Annotated in this window: 11 protein-coding genes and 2 CRISPR repeat arrays (1 of these 13 cut by a window edge); of the genes, 8 read left to right on the top strand and 3 right to left on the bottom strand. The window is 73.5% G+C overall.

Annotated features, from left to right (window positions below):
- Positions 1 to 616 precede the first annotated feature (616 nt).
- The 4 genes from AB0G74_RS05200 to AB0G74_RS05185 all read left to right on the top strand — a co-directional run bounded on the left by AB0G74_RS05200 (position 617) and on the right by AB0G74_RS05185 (position 15,033).
- On the top strand, positions 617 to 12,064 hold the full coding sequence (locus AB0G74_RS05200) for a type I polyketide synthase (RefSeq protein WP_361140922.1): 11,448 nt from the start codon (positions 617 to 619) through the stop codon (positions 12,062 to 12,064).
- A gap of 232 nt (positions 12,065 to 12,296) precedes the next feature.
- Positions 12,297 to 12,749 (top strand): phospholipase, encoded by a 453-nt coding sequence (locus AB0G74_RS05195; protein WP_361140920.1) that lies wholly within the window; start codon positions 12,297 to 12,299, stop codon positions 12,747 to 12,749.
- A 291-nt stretch (positions 12,750 to 13,040) separates the two neighbouring features.
- Positions 13,041 to 14,066 (top strand): helix-turn-helix domain-containing protein, encoded by a 1,026-nt coding sequence (locus AB0G74_RS05190; protein ID WP_361140918.1) that lies wholly within the window; start codon positions 13,041 to 13,043, stop codon positions 14,064 to 14,066.
- 214 nt (positions 14,067 to 14,280) lie between these two features.
- Positions 14,281 to 15,033 carry an alpha/beta hydrolase gene (locus AB0G74_RS05185; protein ID WP_361140916.1) on the top strand — a complete coding sequence of 251 codons (753 nt, stop codon included), beginning with the start codon at positions 14,281 to 14,283 and terminating at the stop codon, positions 15,031 to 15,033.
- A 198-nt stretch (positions 15,034 to 15,231) separates the two neighbouring features.
- A CRISPR array of direct repeats spans positions 15,232 to 15,565; the repeat unit is 28 nt; unit sequence CTGCTCCCCGCGCACGCGGGGATGGTCC.
- Between the two features lie 144 nt (positions 15,566 to 15,709).
- Here AB0G74_RS05185 and AB0G74_RS05180 read toward each other — a convergent pair.
- Entirely contained in the window at positions 15,710 to 16,075 is a 366-nt protein-coding gene (locus AB0G74_RS05180) for a hypothetical protein (RefSeq protein ID WP_361140914.1), read from the bottom strand.
- Between the two features lie 760 nt (positions 16,076 to 16,835).
- Here AB0G74_RS05180 and AB0G74_RS05175 point away from each other — a divergent pair.
- On the top strand, positions 16,836 to 17,093 hold the full coding sequence (locus AB0G74_RS05175; RefSeq protein WP_361140913.1) for a winged helix-turn-helix domain-containing protein: 258 nt from the start codon (positions 16,836 to 16,838) through the stop codon (positions 17,091 to 17,093).
- Here AB0G74_RS05175 and AB0G74_RS05170 read toward each other — a convergent pair.
- Both AB0G74_RS05170 and AB0G74_RS05165 read right to left on the bottom strand, forming a co-directional pair.
- Positions 17,084 to 17,248: a hypothetical protein gene (locus AB0G74_RS05170; RefSeq protein WP_361140911.1), complete on the bottom strand. Its 165-nt coding sequence runs from the start codon at positions 17,246 to 17,248 to the stop codon at positions 17,084 to 17,086. The two genes, AB0G74_RS05175 and AB0G74_RS05170, sit on opposite strands and share 10 nt — an antisense overlap.
- On the bottom strand, positions 17,245 to 17,970 hold the full coding sequence (locus AB0G74_RS05165; protein WP_361140909.1) for an NUDIX hydrolase: 726 nt from the start codon (positions 17,968 to 17,970) through the stop codon (positions 17,245 to 17,247). The genes AB0G74_RS05170 and AB0G74_RS05165 overlap by 4 nt, the downstream gene beginning before the upstream one ends.
- A 185-nt stretch (positions 17,971 to 18,155) precedes the next feature.
- On the opposite strand from AB0G74_RS05165, the gene AB0G74_RS05160 reads away from it, so the two are divergent.
- From AB0G74_RS05160 to AB0G74_RS05150, 3 genes are all read left to right on the top strand, one after another.
- Positions 18,156 to 19,511 (top strand): transcriptional regulator, encoded by a 1,356-nt coding sequence (locus AB0G74_RS05160; protein WP_361140908.1) that lies wholly within the window; start codon positions 18,156 to 18,158, stop codon positions 19,509 to 19,511.
- A gap of 100 nt (positions 19,512 to 19,611) precedes the next feature.
- The gene (locus tag AB0G74_RS05155) at positions 19,612 to 20,967 is read left to right on the top strand and encodes a transcriptional regulator (protein ID WP_361140906.1); all 1,356 of its coding nucleotides are present in this window, start codon (positions 19,612 to 19,614) and stop codon (positions 20,965 to 20,967) included.
- 28 nt (positions 20,968 to 20,995) lie between these two features.
- On the top strand, positions 20,996 to 21,976 hold the full coding sequence (locus AB0G74_RS05150) for a Twin-arginine translocation pathway signal (protein WP_361140904.1): 981 nt from the start codon (positions 20,996 to 20,998) through the stop codon (positions 21,974 to 21,976).
- A 153-nt stretch (positions 21,977 to 22,129) separates the two neighbouring features.
- A CRISPR array of direct repeats spans positions 22,130 to 23,007; the repeat unit is 29 nt; unit sequence GTGCTCCCCGCGCACGCGGGGATGGTCCC; it runs 436 nt beyond the window's last position.

Genomic DNA, 23,007 nt, shown 5'->3' with positions numbered 1-23,007 from the left:
CCGGGTCCCGAATGTGCCAGTGCCCGGCCGGGCCGGACAACCCCTAACTCCCCGCCCCGGACCCGGCCGGGCGGCCCGGACCCGCGGGCCGGGACAAGGGGGACGGGCCCGTTCCCGTACCCCCGGACCCCTAAGCGGCCACGGGTGACCCGCGCCCCTTTCGCGTGATCCTTCCGGCGGGGCGTCCGGGCCGACTGAGGGGTACTGATCGCCGGGCTAGGGGTGGGGACCCGGCGGTCCGCGATCGTAGGGTGGCGTCGCTGACAAGGCATCAACCAAGACGACGGGCAGGGCTGAGAGAATTCCCTGACGCGAGGTCCGGGCGGCCGAAATGGCCGCCGGAACCGGCGGATTCCCGGCCGTGACGGCGACCGCGTACCACCGGCGGCGAACGAGAGATCCCAGGAATTCCGGAAACGGATCACCGGGAATTCGCGTTCCGTCCGCCGGGGACACCGCGGCGCACCCGACGACGCAGTACGACCCGCCCGCCCCGGCGCCCTCCGGCGCCGACCCGGTCGCGGGCCGGACGCGCGGCGGAGACCGTCACCGGCCCCGGGGCCGCCGACCCGCGTGTGAGGGCAGGCCCGCGACCGGCAATGACGTGGGGGTTCACATGAGCACGTCCGAGGACCGACTGGTCGAGGCGTTGCGTGCGTCGCTCAAAGAGGCCGACCGGCTCCGGGAGCAGAACAGGAAGCTGACGGAGGCCGAGCGGGAGCCGATCGCGATCGTCGGCATGGCGTGCCGCTTCCCCGGCGGGATCACCTCCCCGGAGGGGCTGTGGCGGCTGCTGTCCGCCGGTGAGGACGCCATCGGGCCGTTCCCCACCGACCGGGGCTGGGATCTGGAGCGGCTCTACGACCCGACCGGGCAGCGGCCGGGTTCGACGTACGTCCGCGAGGGCGGCTTCCTCCACGACGCGGCCGACTTCGACGCCGACTTCTTCGGCATCAGCCCCCGCGACGCCCTGCTCATGGACCCCCAGCAGCGGCTGCTGCTGGAAACCACCTGGGAGGTGCTGGAGCGCGCGGGCATCCCGCCGCGCTCCGTCAAGGGCAGCCCCCTCGGGGTGTTCAACGGCGTGATGTACCACAACTACCCCGGTAGCTACGGCTCGTCGGGGCCGGTCTCGGGACGCGTCTCGTACACCTTCGGCATGGAGGGGCCCGCCGTCACCCTCGACACGGCCTGCTCGTCGTCGCTGGTCGCCCTGCATCTGGCGGTGCAGTCGCTGCGGCAGGGCGAGTGCCCGCTGGCGCTGGCCGGCGGGGTCTCCGTGATGTCCAGCCCCCGGACCTTCGTCGAGTTCAGCATCGACGGCAATCTCTCCCGCGACGGCCGCTGCCGCCCGTTCGCCGAGTCCGCCGACGGCACCTCGTGGTCCGAGGGCGCGGGCGTCCTCCTCCTCGAACGGCTCTCCGACGCCCGCCGCAACGGGCACGAGGTGCTGGCCGTCATCCGGGGCAGCGCCATCAACCAGGACGGCGCGAGCAACGGCATCGCCGCGCCCAACGGTCCCGCGCAGCAGCGGGTGATCGGCCAGGCCCTGGCCAACGCCCGGCTCGCCCCCGACCAGATCGACGTGGTCGAGGCCCACGGCTCGTCCACCGAACTGGGCGACCCCATCGAGGCCGACGCGCTGCTCGCCGCGTACGGGCGGCACCGGCCCGCGGACCGGCCGCAGTGGCTGGGCTCGGTGAAGTCCAACCTCGGCCACACCCAGGGCGCCGCCGGAGTCGCCGGTGTGATCAAGATGGTGCTGGCGATGCGGCACGGCGTCCTCCCGCGGTCCATCAACATCGACCGGCCCAGCCGCCACATCGAATGGGACCGGGGCGGGATCCGGCTGCTCACCGAGGCCGTGCCGTGGGAGACCGACGACGGCGCGCCGCGCCGGGCCGGGGTCTCCTCCTTCGGCCTCAGCGGCACCAACGCCCATGTCATCCTGGAGCAGGCCCCCGCCGAGCCCGCCGCCGATGAAGCCGGGGGCACGGAGCCCGCCGAGCGGATCCCCGGCGCCCTGCCGTGGCTGGTCTCCGGCCGCAACCGGGACGCCCTGCGCGCCCAGGCCGCCCGGCTGCTCGACTTCCTCCGCGACCGGCCCGCCGACCACCCCCTGGACACCGGTCTCGCCCTCGCCGAGCACCGCTCCCCGCTGGAGTACCGGGCCGCGCTCGTCGGCGAGGACCGCGACCAGCTGATCGAGGCCCTGACCGGGCTCGCCGACGACACCCCCGTACCGGGCATCGAACGCGGCGTGGCCCGCGGCGACTCCCTCACCGCCTTCCTCTTCCCCGGCGGCGGCGCCCAGCGCCTCGGCATGGGCCGGGAACTCAGCGCCGTCTTCCCCGTCTTCGCCGCCGCCTACGACGAGGTCTGCGCCGCCCTTGACGCCCACCTCGACCGGCCCCTGCGCCCCATGATCGACGGCGATGCCGAGGCCCTGGACCGGGTCGGCTACGCCCAGGCCGGACTCTTCGCCTTCGAGGTCGCCCTCTTCCGGCTGCTGGAGTCCTGGGGCCTCACCCCCGGGCTGCTCGCCGGACACTCCACCGGCGAACTCAGCGCCGCCCATGTCTCCGGTGTGCTCTCCCTCGCCGACGCCGCCCGGCTGGTCGCCGCGCGCGGCCGGCTGATGCAGGGCCTGCCCGAGGGCGGCGCCATGATCGGGATCAACGCCGACGAGGAGACCGTACGGCCGCTGCTGACCGACGGGGTCGGGATCGCGGCCGTCAACAGCCCCGGCTCCGTGGTGGTCTCCGGCGACGCCGTCGAGGCCGACACGGTCGCCGCCGCCCTCGCCGACCGGGGCCACCGCACCAAGCGGCTCCGGGTCAGCCATGCCGCGCACTCCCCGATGATGGAGCCGATCCTCGACGAGTTCCGGGCCGTCGCCGCCGGGCTCACCTTCCACGAGCCGCGGATCCCGGTGGTCTCCACCGTCACCGGCCGGCTCGCCGAGGGCGACGATCTGCGTACCCCCGACTACTGGGTCCGGCATCTGCGGCACTCCGTCCGCTTCCGCGACGCCGTCGACGGGCTGCGCGCCGAGGGCGTCAACCGCTTCCTGGAGCTGGGCCCCGACGGCGTACTCACCGCCATGGTGCAGGAATGTCTGACCGGCGCCGCCGACAACCCGGTCGTGACGTCCCTGCTGCGCCGCGACCGGCCCGAGCCGACGGCGCTGGCCGCCGCGCTCGGGCAGCTCCACACCCGGGGCGTCGACCTCGACTGGGCCGCCTACTTCGGCGCGCGCGGCGCCCGCGCCGCCGAACTGCCCACCTACGCCTTCCAGCGGGAGCGCTTCTGGCTGGAGGGCGCCGCGGGCGGCGACCCGACGTCCCTCGGCCTCGATCCCGTCGACCATCCGCTGCTCGGCGCCGCGACCCTGCTCGCCGACTCCGGCGAACTCGTGGTCACCGCCCGGCTCTCCACTGCCACCCACCCCTGGCTCGCCGACCACGCCGTCGGCGGGGCCGTCCTGCTGCCCGGTACGGCCTTCGTGGAGCTGGCCGCCGGAACGGGCGCCCGGGTCGGCTGCGGCCGGGTCCGCGATCTGGCGCTGCACGCCCCGCTGGTCCTGCCCGAGGAGGGCGCGGTACGGCTCCAGATCGTCGCCGGGCCCGCCGCCGACGACGGTACGCGGTCGATCGGCGTCCACTCCCGGCGCGAGGGCGCCGGGGAGCACACCCCGTGGACCCAGCACGCCACCGGCGCCCTGCTGCCCGGCAGCGGGATCTCCCCGATCGATCTGTCGGTCTGGCCGCCCGCCGGGGCCGAGCCCGTCGACATCGACGGGATGTACGACGAACTGGCCGCCCGGGGCTCCTCCTACGGGCCCCTCTTCCGGGGGCTGCGCGCCGTCTGGCGGTCCGGTGACGAGATCTTCGCCGAGGTGTCGCTGCCGGAGAACGCCCGCGCCACCGCCGAGGACTTCGGCCTCCACCCGGCCGTCTTCGACGCCGCCCTGCACGCCATCGGGTTCGCCGGGCCCGCCGACGAGGGCGACGGCGCCACCGAGCTGCCGTACGCCTGGGCCGATGTGGAGCTGTACGCGGCCGGGGCGTCGGCCGTACGGGTCCGGGTCCGGCCCACCGGCGACGGGCCCGCGCCCGGCGGCGGCCGTACCGTCGCCCTCGAACTCGCCGATGTCACCGGCCGCCCGGTGGCCTCCGTCGGCGCGCTGACCCTGCGGCCCGTCTCGGACGAGCAGCTCGCCCGCGCCGCCGCCGCGACCGGCGGGGACATCACCGGTGACGCGCTGTTCGCCGTCGACTGGACCGCCGTGTCCGTCCCGGACGCCCCGGCCGTCACCGTCACCGACTACCCGGCCGACGCGACCACGGACGCGGTCGCGGATGCCGACGCGACCGTCCTCCGGCTCACCGGCGGCACCGGGCCCGACGCCGTACGCGCCGCCACCCTCCAGGTCCTCACGGCAGTCCAGCGGTGGACCGGCGGCGAGGCCCCGCGGACCGCCCGGCTCGTCGTCCTCACCGAAGGCGCGGTCGCCCTGCCCGGCGAGGACATCACCGACCCGGCCGCCGCCGCGGCCCTCGGCCTGGCCCGCTCCGCCCAGTCCGAGAACCCGGACCGGATCGTCCTGGCCGACACCGACGACGAGACCGCCGTCCGGACCGCCCTGCCCGGACTGCTGGCCCTCGGCGAGTCCGCGTACGCCCTGCGGGGCGGCAGCGGCGGTACGGTCCACGTGCCCCGGCTCGCCCGCGCGGCCGTCGCCCCCGCCGATGACCAGGCCACCCCGTTCGATCCGGACCGGACCGTCCTCGTCACCGGCGGCACCGGCGCCCTCGGCAGGCTCGTCGCCCGCCACCTCGCCGACCGGTACGGCGTCCGCCGGCTGCTGCTCGTCAGCAGGCGCGGACCGGCCGCCGACGGCGCCGCCGGCCTCGTCGCCGAACTCGCCGAACTCGGCGCCCGCGCCGACCTGGTCGCCGCCGACCTCGGCGACCGTAGCGCCACCGAGGCCCTGCTCGCCGAACACCCCGTCGGCGCCGTCGTGCACTGCGCGGGCGTTCTCGCGGACGGCGTCATCGCCTCCCAGACCCCCGAACGCCTGGACACCGTCCTCGGGCCCAAGGCCGACGCCGCCCGGCACCTCCACGAACTCACCCGCGACGCCGACCTGACCGCCTTCGTCCTCTTCTCCTCCGCCGCGGGCGTACTCGGCGCCCCCGGCCAGGGCAACTACGCCGCCGCCAACGCCTACCTCGACGCCCTCGCCGTCCACCGCCGGGCCGCCGGGCTGCCCGCCCACTCCCTGGCCTGGGGCCAGTGGGCCGAGGCCGACGGCATGGCCCCGCAGGGCGCCAGGACCGGACTGCCCGCCCTCACCGCCGACGAGGGCCTCGCCCTCCTCGACGCCGCCCTCGCCTCGCCCCGGCCCGTCCTCGTCCCCGTCAAACTGGACCTCGCCGCCCTGCGCGCCGACCCGGCCGGAGCCGGTGACCTGCTGCGCGGCCTGGTCCCCGCCGTCCGGCGGGCCGCGGGCGCCCCCGACGACCCGGCGGACGGCGGCGGACTCGTCGCCGAACTGGCCAAGCTCCCCGCCGACAAGCGCCGGGCCGCCCTCCTCGACACCGTCCTCGGCAGCGTCGTCGAAGTCCTGGGCCACGGCTCCAAGGACCTCATCGACGCCGACCGGCCCTTCCGCGACCTCGGCTTCGACTCCCTCACCGCCGTCGAACTCCGCAACCGGCTGAGCGCCGCGACCGGCGCCCAGCTCCCCAGCACCCTCGTCTTCGACCACCCGTCCGCCGCCGAACTCGCCGACCACCTCCTCGGCACCCTCCTCGGCGAACTGACGGCCGCCGCACCCGTGGAGACCATCACCATCGGCGCCGACGAGCCCATCGCCGTCGTCGGCATGGCCTGCCGCTACCCCGGCGGGGTCACCTCACCCGCCGACCTGTGGCGCCTCCTCGTCGACGGCGGCGACGGCTCGGGCCCGCTGCCCACCGACCGGGCCTGGGACCTGGAGTACTGGACCGAGGTCCTGGCCGCCGCCGGAACCCAGCCGCGCGGCGGATTCATGCCCCACGCCACCGACTTCGACGCGGCGTTCTTCGGCATAGGCCCCAACGAGGCCATCATGATGGACCCCCAGCAGCGCGCCCTGCTGGAAGTCGTCTGGGAGGCCCTCCAGAACGCCGGACTCGACCCGCTCGCCCTCAAGGGCAGCACCACCGGCGTCTTCGCCGGAGCCATGACCACCACCTACGACCCGGGGCCGCTCGCCGCCCTCGACCTCAACGGCCTCTACTTCGGCGTCGGCTCCCTCACCAGCATGGTCTCCGGCCGGGTCTCGTACACCTACGGCTTCGAAGGCCCCTCCCTCTCCATCGACACCGCCTGCTCCTCGTCCCTGGTCGCCGTCCACCTCGCCGCCCAGGCCCTGCGCAACGGCGACTGCGGCATCGCCCTCGCGGGCGGTGTCACCACCGTCTCGTCGCTGGAGCAGTTCGCCCACTACGACAGCGGCACCGCCGCCGACGGCCGCAGCAAGTCCTACGCGGGCAGCGCCGACGGCGTCGGCTGGGCCGAGGGCGTCGGCATGATCGTCCTCGAACGGCTCTCCGACGCCCGCCGCAACGGCCACGAGGTACTCGCCGTGATCCGCGGCAGCGCCGTCAACTCCGACGGCGCGTCCAACGGCCCCACCGCACCCAACGGCCCCTCCCAGGAGCAGGTCATCCGGCGCGCCCTCGCCGTCGCCGGACTCGCCTCCGCCGATGTCGACGCCGTCGACGGCCACGGCACCGGCACCACCCTCGGCGACCCCATCGAGGCCCAGGCCCTGCTCGCCACCTACGGCCGGGACCGGCCCGAGGACCAGCCGCTGTGGCTGGGCTCCGTCAAGTCCAACCTGGGGCATCCGCAGGCCGCCGCCGGTGTCGCCGGAATCATCAAGATGGTCCTGGCGCTGAGGCACGGCACCCTGCCGCGCTCCCGGTTCGCCGACGACCCCACCCCCGAGGTCGACTGGACCCGGGGCAACGTACGGCTGCTCGCCGAGAACCTGCCCTGGCCCGACCGGGGACGGCCGCGCCGCGCCGGAGTCTCCTCGTTCGGCTACAGCGGCACCAACGCGCATCTCATCCTGGAACAGGCGCCCGAAGCCGACTCCGACGGCGTGCCCGCCGAACCCGCCGACCGGGCGGGGGAGTCCGGGGACCGTACGCCCCCGCCCTGGCTGCTGACCGCCCGTACCAAGGAAGCGCTGCCCGCCCAGGCCGCCGCCCTCGTCGCCCACCTCGAAGCCCACCCCGGGCTCCCGGCCGACGCCGTCGGACACGCCCTCGCGCTCCGCGCCCCCCGGTTCGCGCACCGCGCCGCCGTCACCGGCGCCGACCGGGCCGAACTCCTCGACGCCCTCACCGCCGTCGCCGAAGGCCGGACGACCCCCAGGGCCGCCCTCGGCACCGTCCGGCCCGGCCGCGGCGACACCGCGTTCCTCTTCCCCGGACAGGGCGTCCAGCGCCCCGGCATGGGCCGCGACCTGTACGCCGCCCACCCGGTCTTCGCCCATGCCCTCGACGAGGTCTGCGCCCTCTTCGACGACCACCTCGACCGGCCCCTCAAGGAGGTCATGTTCGCGGCCGAGGGCACCGTACTCGCCCAGCTCCTCGACCAGACCACCTTCACCCAGGCCGCCGTCTTCACCTTCGGCGTCTCCCTCTTCCGGCTGCTGGAGTCCTGGGGCCAGCGCCCCGAGTTCGTCATCGGCCACTCCGTCGGCGAGATCGCCGCCGCGTACGCCGCCGGGGTCTTCTCCCTCGCCGACGCCGTCACCCTGGTCGCCAACCGGGGCCAGCTGATGCACGAACTCCCCGACGGCGCGATGATCGCCGTCGACGCCCACGAGGAGGACGTCCTGCCGCTCCTCACCGACGGCGTCGGGATCGCCGCGATCAACGGGCCCCGGCTCGTGGTGCTCTCCGGCGAGGAGGACGAGGTCGGCGCCGTCGCCGCCGCCTGCAAGAAGCAGGGCAGGGGCGCCATGCGGCTGGCCGTACGGCACGCCTCCCACTCGCCCCTGATGGACGAGATGACCGACGACCTCCTCGACATCGCCGAGGAGCTCTCCTACGAGGCGCCCCGCTACCGGTTCGTCTCCACCGTCACCGGCCGCGAGGCCGACGCCGACGAGCTGGCCGACCCGGAGTACTGGGTCGCCAACTGCCGCCGGACCGTACGATTCCTCGACGCGGTACGCGCCGCCGAGGCCGCGGGCGTCGACCGGTTCGTCGAACTCGGCCCCGACAGCACCCTCGCCGGGATGGTCCAGCTCTGCGTCGTCCGGCCCGCCGACGAGATCTCCGTCGTCCCCGTCCAGCGGTACGGCCACCCCGAGGTCCGGGCCGCCTACCTCGCCGCCGGACAGATGGTCGCCGACGGCTACGACCTCGACCCCGTACGCCTCTTCCCCGGCGCGACCGCCGGGACCGGCGCCGGGCGCCCCGTACCCCTGCCGCCGTACGCCTTCCACCGCAAGCGGTACTGGCCCGACGTCGACATGGGCGCCCTCCGCGACAGCGGCGCCGGCGGACTCAGCAGCGGCGGCGTCCACCCGCTGCTCGGCGACCCCGTCGCCGTCGCCGAATCCGACCTCGTCGTCCGCGGCGGCAAGATCTCCCTCACCACCCACCCCTGGCTCGCCGACCACGCCCTCGGCGACACGGCCCTGCTGCCCGGCGCCGCGTTCGTCGAGATCGCCCTCCAGCTCGGCGCCGCCACCGGCTGCGACCGGATCGCCGACCTCACCATCGGCGCCCCGCTCGTCCTCGCCCGCCGGGGCCGGACCGAACTCCAGGCCGTCGCCGGGACACCCGGCGACGACGGCGGCCGGTCCGTCACCGTCTACAGCCGCCCCGACGGCGCCGACACCTGGACCCGGCACGCCACCGGACGCCTGCTGCCCGGCGCCGCGCCCGAACCCGACGGCCTCACCGCCTGGCCGCCCCCCGGAGCCGAGACCATCGACATCGACGGCCTCTACGAAGGCTTCGAGGAGGCCGGGATCGTCTACGGCCCCGCCTTCCGCGCCCTGCGCGCCGCCTGGCGGCTCGGCACCGAGGTCTACGCCGAGGTCCGCCTCGACCGGCTCACCGCCCAGCAGGCCGACCTGTTCGGCCTCCACCCGGCCGCCCTCGACGCCGCCCTGCACGCCGTCGGACTCGCCGAAAGCATCGAGGTCGCGGGCGGACTGCCGTTCTCCTGGACCGGGGTCGACCTCTACGCCACCGGCGCCGGCACCCTGCGGGTCCGGGTCACCCCCACCGCGGGCGACACCGTCGCCCTGCTGATCGCCGACCCCTCCGGCGCGCCCGTCGCGGCCGTCGAGTCCCTGGTGATCCGCGCCGCCGACTACGAGGGCGCCGCGAGCGCCGGGCACGGCGCCCGGGGCCGCCACGACTCCCTCTACGGCTTCGCCTGGACCCAGGTCCCCGTCGGCACCCCCGACCTGGCCACCCGCTGGGCCGTCGTCGGCCAGGACCCGGCGGTCGCGGCGACCGCCCTGCGCTCCACCGGGCTCGCCGTCGACACCTACGCCGATCTCGCGGCGCTCGTCGCGAGCGGGGACCGGCCCGGGGCCGTACTGCTCGACCGTACGAATCCGGCCGGTGCCGACGACGCCGATGACCCGGCCGCCGCCGTACACCGCGCCACCGCGTCCGCCCTCGCCGACCTCCGCGACTGGCTGGGCGCCGGAGCCGGCCGTACGGCCCCGCTCGTCCTGCTCACCCGGGGCGCCGCCGCCCTCGACGGCGAGGACGTCACCGACCTCCCCGGCGCCGCCGCCCGGGGACTGCTGCGGTCCGCCCAGTCCGAGAACCCCGACCGGGTCGTCCTGGTCGACGTGGACGACCACCCCGCGTCGCTCCGGCTGCTGCCCGCCGTCCTCGCGGGCGGCGAACCGCAGACCGTACTCCGCGAAGGCGAGGCGTACGGCGGACGGCTCGTCAAGGCCCCCGCCGCGGCGGTCGGCGACAGCGGTCCCGCGGCGGTCTTCGGCCCCGAAGGCACCACCCTGGTCACCGGCGCCACCGGCGCCATCGGCCGACTCCTGACCCGGCACCTCGTCACCCACCACGGCGTACGACGGCTCCTGCTGCTCTCCCGCGGCGGCGAGGCCCCCGGCCTGGCCGAGGAGCTGACCGGGCTCGGCGCCACCGAAGTCGCCCTGCTCGCCTGCGACACCGCCGACCGCGACGCGCTCGCCGCCGCCCTGGCGACCGTGCCCGACGACCACCCGCTGACGGCGGTCGTCCACCTCGCGGCCGTCGTCGACGACGCCACCGTCGCCACCCTCACCGAGGAACGACTCAACGCCGTCCTGGCCCCCAAGGCCGACGCGGCCTGGCATCTGCACGAACTCACCCGCGAACTGGACCTCGGCGCGTTCGTCACCTTCTCCTCCGTCGCCGGAATCATGGGCAACCCAGGCCAGGGCAACTACGCCGCCGCCAACGCCTTCCTCGACGGCCTCGCCGCCCACCGGCGCGCCCACGGGCTCCCCGGCCAGTCCCTGGCCTGGGGCCTGTGGTCCGCCGCCGGAGCCGCCACCGCGAAGGTCACCGACACCGACCGGGCCCGGATGGCCCGCGAGGGCATGGCACCCCTCTCCGACGACGAGGGCACCGCCCTCTTCGACGCGGCCACCGCCAGGCCCGAGGCCCTGCTCGTCCCCATGCGGATCACCGGCGGCAAGCAGGCCGGAGCCGACGCGTACGTCCCGCACGTCTTCCGCGCCCTGGTCGCCCCGGCCCGCCGGGCCGCTTCCCGGGTCGCGTCGACGGCGGGCGACGCGGCCGGACTGCGCGGGCGGCTCGCCGGACTCGCCCCCGAACCGCTCGAGAAGGCGCTGGTCGCCCTGGTCCTGGAGCACGCGGGGGCACTCCTCGGCTACAGCGACGACGAGACCATCGACACCCACCGCACCTTCCTCGAATCCGGGTTCGACTCGCTGACCGCCGTCGAGCTGCGGAACCGGCTCAACAGCGTCACCGGCCTCAATCTGGCCGCCACCGCCGTCTTCGAGTACGGCAGCCCGGCGGGGCTGGCGGGCCATCTCGCGACGGTCCTCCAGGAAGCGGCGCCCGACACCGACGCCACCGGCCCCGCGGAGACCGGCCCGGCGGGCCCGGACGAGAACGCGGACTCCGTCCCGGCCCTCTTCCGCGAGGCGGTACGCGCCGGACGGGTCCAGGACGGCCTCGGACTGCTCCACTGGGTCGCCAACCTCCGGCCCGGATTCACCTCCGCCGAGGACGCCGGACGGATCCCGGAGGCCGTCCGCCTCACCGACGACACCGAACGCCCCGGGGTGATCGCGCTCTGCACGCCCGCCGCGATGGGCGGCCCCTACCAGTTCGCCCGGCTCGGCGCGTCCTTCCGGGGCGTACGGGGCCTCGCGGCCCTGCCCGTACCCGGCTTCGGCGCCGACGAGGGCCTGCCCGAGACGGCGGACGCGGTCGTCGACGTACTCGCCGAGTCCGTCCGCCGCGCCACCACCCCGGACCGCCCGCCGGTTTTGCTCGGCTACTCCTCGTCCGGCGTCCTCGCCTACGCGGTCGCCGACCGGCTGGAGCGCGCCGGGACCCCGGTCCGCGCGGTCGTCCTGCTCGACACCTACCCCGTCACCGACACCGGCGACACCGCCGCCGACGACGAGGCGAACCGGGCCGACTTCGCGGCGGACGTCGCGATCGGCGCCCTCACCCGGGAGGAGTGGTACGGCCAGGCCGGTACGAACACCACGCTCACCGCGATGGCCCGCTACATGAGCCTGCTGCCCGACTTCCCCGCACCCGAGATCACCACCCCGACCCTGCTGGTCCGCGCGGCCGACCGGTTCGTCCCGGCCGCCGACGAGACCACCGCCCCGGCCCGCGACGCCGGTGACGACACCCGGTGGGAGACCACCTGGCGCCGCGCCGACGCCGAGAAGACCGTCCCCGGCGACCACTTCAGCATGGTCGAGGGCGACGCGGCGACGACCGCGTCGGCGGTGGAGGAGTGGCTGGACTCGCTCGACTGACCGGACGGGCGGCCGGGTTCACCACCCCCGGCCGCCCATCCGGCGCCGCCGGGTGCCGTAACGGTCACCCACCCGGGGTATCCCCGGAACAGCAAACGCTTTCTACGCACGTCGCGCGTAACTCCCGCTCAGTCCCCGCCCCTTGATCAGACGGCGGTACGGACACCCCAGGCTCCCGCACCCGGCGACCGCCGGGCCCGGGCAACACCTGCTCCCCGAAAGGACTCTCCCCATGCGTCGCACCCTCTCGGCGACCCTCGCCACCGCGGCATCGGCCGCACTGACGGCCACGATCCTCGCGACCCCCGCCAGTGCCGCCCCCGCGGACAAGCCGCGGGTCCTCTCCAGCTGGACCCAGACCAGCGCCAGCAGCTACAACGCCTGGGCGGCGGCCAACCGCAACCAGGGCGCCTGGGCCGCGTACGGCTTCAACTGGACCACGGACTACTGCTCCAGCTCACCCGACAACCCCTTCGGCTTCCCCTTCGCGTCCTCCTGCGCCCGCCACGACTTCGGCTACCGCAACTACAAGGCCGCCGGCTCCTTCAGCGCCAACAAGGCCCGCCTCGACAGCGCGTTCTACGAGGACCTGAAGCGCGCCTGCAACGGCTACACGGGCGCGACGAAGACGGCCTGCAACAGCACGGCCTGGACCTACTACCAGGCGGTCCGCGCCCTCGGCTGACGGCCCCGCCCCCCTCGACTGGCGCGCCCCGGAACCTCCGCGTGTGTTCCGGGGCGCGCTGTCGTGTCTCCGGCGCGCGGGATCGCGGGGTGTCCGGCGCCTCCGCCCGGCGCCTCGGCCCGCTCGGGGCGGGTGATCCGTTCATGACGCTGGGCCGACCGGCCGCATAATCCCAGGTGAGCGGGTGCCGCGAGGGGATCCCGCAAAGCGGGGCATCCGGCTCATCGGAGGCGGAAGTGCCTGCGGAGGGGCCGGTTCGGATGCCGGTCTCCGCCGACTGAGGGGGAACGCGTGATCGAGACTGTTTTCCGGAGTGAGGACGTGCCCGCGGAGGACCGGTTCGAATCCTGGCGCGAGCTGGTGCAGCGGGCACACGCGCCGGTGGAACTGGACAGCGAGCACCGGGACGACTTCCGGGCGACCCTGCGGCTGCTGGAGTTCGGCGGATTGACCGTCTGGCCGTCCCGGTACCAGCCGGCCCGCTTCGTACGGACCGCCAGGCTCGTCAGACAGTCGGACCCCGAACGGATCAACATCTCGATACCCATCCACGGGTCACTGAACGTCACCCAAGGCGACCACCAGGCGTCGTGCGCCCCCTACAACATCTGCTTCATCGACAGCTCACGGCCCATGGACGTGAGAGTCGACGGTACGCAGGAGGGCATCGCGTTCGACGTCCCGAGGGATCTCATCCCGCTGCCGACGGACAAGCTCCGCCGCGTGCGCGGACACTCCGCCCAGGAAGGGTTCGGCGCGCTGCTGACGGCATTCCTCACCCGGCTCACCGCCGACACGCACTCCTTCCGGCCGTCGGACGGCCCGAGGCTGGCCACCGTCGCCATCGACCTGGTGGCCGCGCTGTTCGCGAGCGCGCTGGACGCAGAAGGCTCACTGCCCCCGGAGTCCAGGACGCACGCCCTGACGCTGCGGATCCAGGCGTTCATCCGCGCCCACCTCCACGACCCGGCTCTGACGCCGACGGCGGTGGCCTCGGCACACCACATCTCGCTCAGATTCCTTCACCGGCTGTTCCGCGACCAGGACGCCACGGTCGCCGCGACGATCCGGCGCCTCCGGCTGGAGGCCGCCTGCCGCGACCTCGCGGACCCGGCACTCGTCGGCACACCCATCGGCGACATCGCACTCCGGTGGGGGTTCGGCTCCCCTGCCGCGTTCACCCGCAGCTTCCACCACGCGTACGGCCTGGCACCTCGCGAGTACCGCCACCACGCGATCGCCGCCGCGGCAACCGGGGAAGGCGCCGCGCCGCTGCTCTCAGGCCCCAGGCCGGTCCGAGGCCCGGACCCGCAATAGTCGGTGTGGTGCCGTCATGCCCGTGGGCCGCGGCGATCGCGTGAAAAGGCGTTGGCGGAGCCACGGGCCCACTGCTACGTTCCCGGAGGCCGTGCAGCAGAGCGAGGAGGTGGTACCCGTGAACGTATCGACATGGGTACTCCTCTCCGGGGTCGCGGTCGGGCGATAGATCGTCCGGGAGTGCCGTTCCGTGACACTCCCGAAAGGCACGATCATGCGGTTCACCTCTGAACGGCTTCTCGACGGCGCTTTCCTGGAGCGTGAGTTCGTTCTCGGCGAGATCCCCGGCATCCTGTGGACGCCCGGATCCGCGTCCGCGCCCGTCTTCGCGCCGCTGCCGCTGCCGCTCATTCTGCTCAGCCCGCCTCCTCTCGGACTGCGCCAGATGTACCCCCGCCTGGTGGCCCGCGCCCGACAGGCCGCGGCGGACGGCTTCGCCACGGCGACCATCGAACTTCCCGGAAGCGGACAGCGACCTCGTCTGCCCGGCACCGAACAGGCCGTCACCGACCTACGCCGCGCACTGGCGGCCGGAGAGGCGGTCGGCGACGAGATCATCGACGCCCTCGTCCTCCCCTTGGTCGACAGGGCCGTTCCGGAATGGCAGGAGGCCCTTGACGCCCTTCTGTGCCTGCCCGAGACCGGCGGCCCGGTCGGCTACTCGGGTGGGGTGATCTCGATCGGCGTCCGGCTCGCGGTGGTCGAGCCGCGTATCGCGGCGGCTGTTCTCTTCGCCGGGAGTTACGTCCCCCGCGCCATGTTCGAGGAGGCCCGCCGGGTCACCATTCCGCTCCACGTTTTGTTGCAGTGGGACGACGAGGGAAACGACCGCCAGGCGGCCCTGAACCTGTTCGACGCCTTCGGCTCGAAGGAGAAGACGCTGCACGCCAATACGGGCGGCCACACCGGCGTCCCGCAGTTCGCGGGGGAGGCGGCGGCGCGGTTCTTCACCCGACACCTGAGGTGACGCCGGGCTGTCGGAGACACTGTGCGGGTCCCGGGGCGCGCCGTCGGTCCGGCCTCGTAGGATCGCGGAGTGGGTGATGGCCGCTGTCTCAACTGTCGTGAGATTGGGCGGATTTCATGGATTCTGAGGCTTTCGCCGGAGTCGGCGGAAGTAATGTAAAACGGTGCCGATGCCAGGAGAAGTAGCAGGTCAGGAAGTCTGCTCCCCGCGCACGCGGGGATGGTCCCTGCCCGCCATCGGGGTCGAGGACAAGCAGCCCCTGCTCCCCGCGCACGCGGGGATGGTCCCGACTTGGCGGTCTCCGGCTCGCAGATCCGTTCCTGCTCCCCGCGCACGCGGGGATGGTCCTCGGCGACCTCATGCCGTCGCCCGATAACAAGGCTGCTCCCCGCGCACGCGGGGATGGTCCCACCCGACCCGCTACGCGACCGGATCGCCGAAGCTGCTCCCCGCGCACGCGGGGATGGTCCCCGCCGGATGATCACGGGCCTTCTGGCTCTGCTCTGCTCCCCGCGCACGCGGGGATGAATCCGCCCCCTCCGGAGCGGTCCCTAGGCAGCCATCTCCAGCATCTTGGCGCTGTTGGGTTGATCGATTCGCAACCACGCCCGAGTTAGTCGGTGGTCGTCGGTGAAGTCCTCGGCGTGGAGCCGATTGGTGAGGTCGTTTGCCCAGTTCAGGGCCCAGGCTTGCCGCTGTCTGTTCGGGGGAGTTCGGGGAATGAGCCTTCCCATACGTCTCTGATCGGGCGGCTGACCAATGTGCGCAGCACGGGCCACTGCTCGACGAGCAGGTCCCGATTCAGGTAGTCGATCAGGTCCTGGCTCTGGCCCTCGGCCAGGACAGTCCGGTACAGGCCCATCCGGGATCGCGGCTGATCCAGCCCGTAGGAGCGGCGGCCCGACCAGGCCACGTGCAGCGGAAGATCGATCGTTCCGTGCGCGCAACCGGCCAGATCTTCGAGCCGCGCCGGGAGTCGTCTGGCGTACCGCGTACACAGCAACTCATACGCAGTTGATAACGGAGGGGGCTGCACGGTCATCCCCTTAGTGTTGCCCGGCTGACCACAGGGTTGCTACGGGACGCCCTAGGTTTCGTTGTTCCGGGGATGCTGGCGCCAACCGGTCGTACGGCGCCTTCCGTCGCGTGTGATGAAGAACGCCCCGGCCCGTGACGGGGAGCACGGGCCGGGGCGGGTTCATCGGGTGCCCGGGGTGGTGTCAGGCGGGTGGTTTCGGTGGGGCGCACTGTGGGTGGATCCACATCGGGGGGCGGCAGCCCGAGGCGCTGTCGTCCCACCAGATGCGGTTCTCGTCGGTGGCCTCGACCGGGTCGCCGCAGCGTTGGCAGAGCTGGGGGCCGGGAGCGGGGGAGGGGCTAGTCACGGTCGGGCCCGCCGTCCTGGGGCGCTGCGGTGTGCGGTCCCAGCAGTGCCGTACGGATTCGGGCGATGGTCGCCTCGACCGTTCGGGTCATCGGTACCTCCACGATCGGGCCCGGTGGTGTCTCCGGACAGGCCGGGCCACCGCAGCGGCAACGGCGCCAGGCCGCTTCCGGTGCGGCGGGCGGGGCCGGGTCCGGGGCCGTCGCGGGGTGGTGTGGCGGGGCGCTGCCCCTGGGGTTTCGGTCGTCTGTACGCTTCGGCATGGCGATGCCCTTCGAATGGGTTGGTCGTCCGTGCCCCCGGGCCGCTCCACCGGCTGCGGGGGCTTTTCGCGTGATGTTCCCTACCGCGGTCTACCGCGGTTAACCGCACTGTACTGCGGTCGCGCGGTAGACCGCGGCTATCTAGGTTCGATGGAATGAAGCACGACCTCGACCGCACCCGCCCCGTCTGGCGGCAGATCGCCCAGCTCGTCATGGAGCGGATCGATGACGGGACGTACCCGGTCGGAAGTCGCGTACCGTCCGTCGTCGAACTGTCCACGGAGTTCGGGGTGGCCGCGTCGACGGCGCAGAAGGTGCTGGCGCATCTGAAGGCCGAGCGCGTCGTCCGGGCCGAGATCGGTATCGGGACGTTCGTGGTCGATCCGCCCGAGCCGGGTGCGGATCAGTCGTAGGAGCCCGGCGGCGGATCGGGGGAGTCGAGAACCGACGTGTCCGGTGGCGGGTCTTCGGTCAGTTCGCCCTGGACGATGACCGTCAGGAAGGCGAGCCCGGCCAGGACCGCGCCGCTGAGGACAGCCGCCGCGCCGACCCCTTCGCCCCCGCTCACCGGTCGCCCCGGCCCGCGATGACGTACGACGCCAGTGTCTCGGTCAGCCGGGAGAGCCGGACCAGGGTGGCCACGCCGTCGTCCCCGCGTAACGCCACGATCCGGCGCGCGTACCGGACGGTGTCCCGGACCACCTCCCCGGGCCGGCCCGGCAGATCGCGGCCGTACTCCTCCGACGGCGCCGCCAGCGCCGTGATGTGTTCCCGCATCCGGCTGCGCAGCAGGTCGAAGGCGGGGTCCTCCGGGTCGCCGTCCCACGCGAGCCGCAGGCCCCGTTCCACATCCCGCGCGATGCCCACCAGGTCGAGCCGGTAGGCGTTCGGGCAGGATTCGAGGTGCTTGCGGACCGGGGCGTACACCTCGCGCAGATAGCCGCTCAGCCGTTCGACCGGAGCCCAGACGACTCCGTCGATCTCGGCCGGGGCGGCCACCCGGGGCGTGGGGTCCGTACCACCGGCGACCGCGCACGCGATGTACGCGATCCGGCGCCCGGACACGGGGTGGGTCCGCTGCCCGACGCACTCGCCCGCCGTGACGCAGACCCCGGTCTCCTCGCGTGTCTCCCGTACGGCCGCGCGGGCGGCGGTCTCACCGGTCTCGATCCACCCGCCGGGGAGCGCCCAACCGGGCGGCCGGGCCCGACGGCGCACCAGCAGGACGGCACCGTCGCGGGCGACGACCGCGGCGGCGACGGTCGGCGCGGCTTCCGTGGGGTGGGTCAACCGGACCACCTCCGTGGGTTCCGCTTCGTTTGGTTCGTCATGCGCCATACCTTCGCCCTCGCCGGGAATGCTGAGGAGGGGATTCGCGTGCCCAGCCGTGCCCCGACTGTTACCGGCTGTGCCCTTGTGTCCGCCGGAGGCGCGATCGGCCTTCACATACGCCGCGCGGTGGGCATGCTGAGGAAGTGAGCATCGAAGAGCATCCGTTGGCCTATCTGCTGCACCGTCAGGGCTGGTCGGCCACGAAGTATTTGGCCCGGTTGGGGGCGGTGCATCAGCGGCTCGGTTACGGGCCGATCGCCCGAGACCGCAAGAGGGTGACGCGGTGGACGCGGGGTGGAGTCGTACCGGAGATGACGGCGCAGCGGGCGATGGCGGTGCTGCACGGTGTTCCGGAGGAGGAGATCACGGCCCGGCCGTGGCCCGAATGGCTGAAGCTGGCATGCGTCCACGACCGGGCGGCTCTCGACGCCGAATGGGTCGCCACCACCACGATCGACCTACTGGACCGCCTCGCCGCGGGAGGACCGATGGATCGCAGGGGATTTCTCGTCGTCACGGGCATAGCCCCGGTGCTGGCCGGAGCCGCCGGTGCCGAACCCGCCATCGCGGTGGCGAACGGCCGCCGGATCGGGGCGAGTACACCCGCCCTGTTCGAACAGTCCCTCGCGCTCCTGCGGCGCCAGGACGACCAACTCGGCTCGGGCCAGGTCCACGCCTCGGCCAGGGCGCAGCTCCGGCTGATCACCACAACGCTCAAGACGACCGCCTACCCGGCGGACATCGGCCGCCGGTTGTACGGCGCCGCGGCCGAGGCCGCCCGGATCTGCGGATGGACCGCCTACGACTCGGGACAGCAGGCCCTCGCCGAAGAGTTCTACCTGGCCGCGCTCCGGGCGGCGGCGACCGCCGACGATCATGTGGTGGCCGCCAACACCCAGGCGTTCTGGGCCATCGCGCGCTATTCCGGCAGCGACCCGCGCGGCGCGATCGCACTCGTCACCGACGCGCTGAGCCGCACCCGGAACCTCGGCTCGCCCCGGATGGAGGCGATGCTGTACGCCCGCCTGGCGCGCGCCCACGCCCGCGCGGGCGAGGAACGAGCCTCCGAGCGGGCCCTCGACGCCGCGTTCGGCGCGTACGACGCTGCCCGGGACCGGAAGCCCGAGGACGACCAGGACTGTGTCTACTGGGTCAACCTCGGCGAGCTGTACAGCTGGGCGGCCAGCAACGCGACCGACCTCCGCAACCCGGGCGAGGCGCTGACCCGGTACGAGGCGATCCCCGGGGCGCACCGGGCGGAGGCGTACGACGGCCAGGCATATCCCCGGGCGGTCGCCCTGCGGCTGACGCGCACCGCCGGGGCGTACATCGCGACCGGCGACCTCGACGGGGCCGTAGACACGGCCGGTCGTGCCGTCGAGTACATGGGCGGTGTCTCGTCCGCTCGCGGTACGTCCGGTCTGACCGACCTCCGGGCCAAGCTAGCCGACCACGGTTCAGCGCCGCTGGTAAGGGACTTCCTCGCCCAGACGGCGTGACCCGGCGCCGGGCGGATGCGGGTGTTACCGGCTGTGCCCTTGTGGCCGCCGATTGGCCCGTCCGGCTTCACATGCGCCGTGCGGCGGGCATGCTGAGGAAGTGAGCATCGACGAGCACCCGTTGGCCTACCTGTTACACCGTCAGGGCTGGTCGGCCACGGACTATCTGACTCGCTTAGGGGCGGTGCATCAGCGCCTCGGGTACGGGCCGATCGCCCGGGACCGCAAGCGGGTCACACGCTGGACCCGGGGTGGTGTCGTACCGGAGATGTCCGCGCAGCGGGCGATGGCGGTGCTGCACGGTGTTCCGGAGGAGGAGATCACGGCCCGGCCCTGGCCCGAATGGCTGCGCCTCGCGTGTATGGGAGATCGACAACTGCTGAACGCCGGGTGGAACCCGGCCGCCACGATCGAACTGCTCGACTACGTCGCCACTGCTGGAGGATCCATGGATCGCAGGGGATTTCTCGTCGTCACCGGGGTAACCCCGGTACTCGCCGGGGTCGCTACCGCCGAACCGGCGGTAGCCCAGTCGCACGGGCGCCGCATCGGTACGGCCACACCGGCATTGTTCGAACAGTCCCTGTCGACCCTGCGGCGACAGGACGACCAACTCGGCTCCGGCCAGGTCCACGCGTCGGCTCGCGCCCAGCTTCAGCTCATCGTCACGATGCTGAAGACCACCACGTTCGATGAACCGATCGGCCGACGCCTCTACAGCAACGCGGCAGAGGCGGGGCGGATCTGCGCCTGGACCGCGTACGACTCCGGACGTCACGGCCTGGCCGAGGAGTACTACGTGGCCGCCCTGCGCGCCGCGGCCTCCTCGGGGGACCCGGTGGTCACCGCGAACACCATGGCCTTCTGGGCGATCTTGCGCTACAACACCGGCGACCCCCGAGGCGCCGCGGACCTCGTGACCACCGCCCTCGGTCACGCCGACCGGCTCGGATCGCCGACCATGAAGGCCATGCTGTACGCGCGGCTCGCACGGGCCCATGCCCGCGCGGGGGAGCAGCGCGCTTCCGAACGCGCCCTCAGCGCGGCGTTCGACGCGTACGACAGTGCCCGCGACCGGGCTCCGGGCGACGAGCCCGAATGCCTGTACTGGGTCAACCTCGGCGAAATGTATATGCACGCCGGCTCCTGCGCGCTCAACCTCGGTCGGCCTGCCGACGCCCTCACGCACTACGCGGCGGCGACAGAGGAATGGACATCCACCCACCACGCCGAGGAGGTTCCGCGCGATACGGCCATTTACCTTGTCCGGGAGGGCCAGGCCAGGGTCAGCCTGGGGGATCTGGACGGCGCCGTGGACGCCGGGCAGCGGGCCGTCGAGTACATGGGCGGTGTCTCGTCCGCTCGTGGTACGTCCAGTCTGACCGAGCTCCGAACCCAGCTCGCCGACCACCGGGGCGTACCGCTCGTACGGGACTTCCTCGCACAGACGGCGTGACGCCTCCGCCATCCGCTTGGAGGACCCCGTGAAACGCAGGCACTTCCTCGCCGCCGGGTCGGTGGGAGCGGTGGTCGCCGCCGGTGGGCCCGCTGTTGCCGGAGGGCGGTGGGTCGATCCGCAGCATGTCGCCTACTTCACCCGGCAACTCGCCGGGCACACAGCCGCCGATATGTTTCTCGACCCCCGGGATCTGATCAGGACCGTCGCCGAGCAGTACCGGCTCGTCACCGGGCTCGCCCGGGGGGCCGACAGCCCGGTCCGGGACGACCTCACGCGGGTCGGTGCCGCCTACGCCGTGCTCGCCGGGTGGCTGCACCAGGACGTGGGGGAGTGGGGTGAGGCGCGGGCCTGGCACTCCGCCGCGCTGGCCGAAGCGCAGACCGTCGCCGATCCCGATCTTCAGACCTACGTCCTGGCCAATCTGTCGTATCTGCATGTGGAGGCCGGGGACGGCCGGGCCGCCGTCGGGCTCTGTGAGCGGGGGCTCGCTCTGCCGGGTGCTCCGGCTGTCGCGCGGATGCAGTTGATCTACCAGCAGGCGCACGGCTATTCGGTGGTCGGCAATCGGGCCGCCGTGGACAGGCTGCTCGATGCCGCCGAGGCGACCGCCCGGAGCGGACCCGAGCAGCCGCCCGCGCCGTGGAGCCGGACCGCCGCGAGCACGAACCCCCTGTTCTTCGATATCCAGCGGGCCACTTGTTACGGGCGGCTCGGGCTGCACGCCCGGGCCCGGCCGTTGTGGGAGCGGGTTGTCGCGGGGGTGCCCGGTGGTGCGCGGCGGCGGGTCGGGGTGTATCTGGCCCGGCAGGCCATCGGGTACGCCGTCCTGGGCGAGCCGGATCATGCCGTCGAGCTGGCGGCGGAGTCCGCGCGGATCGCCACCGAGACGGGGTCGGTACGGCACCGGCGGGAGCTGGAGGTGTTGCGGCGGACCATGGAGCCGTGGGCCACCGGATCCCGGGCCGAGGAACTTGTCCATGCGTTGTCGCCGATCTCGGGGCGGTAGTAGTCGAGTTGTTCCGCGCGTGGGCGGACTCGTGGGATCGTGGTGTGGTGAGCGATCAGATTTGCGATTTGGGGTTCTTCGGGGTTTTTGCCGGAGTCGGCGGAAGTGATGCGAAACGGCGCCGACGCCGGGAAAAGTAGCAGGTCAGGAAGTGTGCTCCCCGCGCACGCGGGGATGGTCCCTCATCCGGCGCGACCAGCTCGACGAGCACGGCGTGCTCCCCGCGCACGCGGGGATGGTCCCTCGCCCACGTCGGGGCGTTGTCCGTACGATCAGTGCTCCCCGCGCACGCGGGGATGGTCCCGGCACGGTCGCCGCCACCCAGAGGATGACGTCGTGCTCCCCGCGCACGCGGGGATGGTCCCTCCGACTGTCGAAAGGTCAAGCCCCGATGCCGGTGCTCCCCGCGCACGCGGGGATGGTCCCTCGCCTAGGAGGAGACGTGCCGCAGTACACGCGTGCTCCCCGCGCACGCGGGGATGGTCCCTGGCGGCGACAATCACCGGCGTCGTGGTTCCGGTGCTCCCCGCGCACGCGGGGATGGTCCCGTTCCGTCCTCGTCTTCGACGCGGTAGCGGATGTGCTCCCCGCGCACGCGGGGATGGTCCCGTTCCGTGGAGACCTGAACCGGATGAACTACGGTGCTCCCCGCGCACGCGGGGATGGTCCCAACCGCGGCGGGATCGGGAAATCCGATGTCGCGTGCTCCCCGCGCACGCGGGGATGGTCCCCGTCTGCGCGGGCCAGATCGATGTCTCCGGCGGTGCTCCCCGCGCACGCGGGGATGGTCCCCACGACAAGAGGTTGTCGGAGGTCAGCCGGTGGTGCTCCCCGCGCACGCGGGGATGGTCCCGTTCCGTCCTCGTCTTCGACGCGGTAGCGGATGTGCTCCCCGCGCACGCGGGGATGGATGGTCCCCCGTACCGCTTCACCACCGCAGCGGGGAAGACGTGCTCCCCGCGCACGCGGGGATGGTCCCAACTCGCCACCGGCAGCCCCGCCGACCAGGCCGTGCTCCCCGCGCACGCGGG

The sequence above is a fragment of the Streptomyces sp. NPDC020875 genome (genome assembly GCF_040641415.1).
GTDB lineage: Bacteria > Actinomycetota > Actinomycetes > Streptomycetales > Streptomycetaceae > Streptomyces.
Note: the sequence above shows the minus strand (reverse complement) of the source record. Positions and strands in the feature narration are given on the sequence as shown.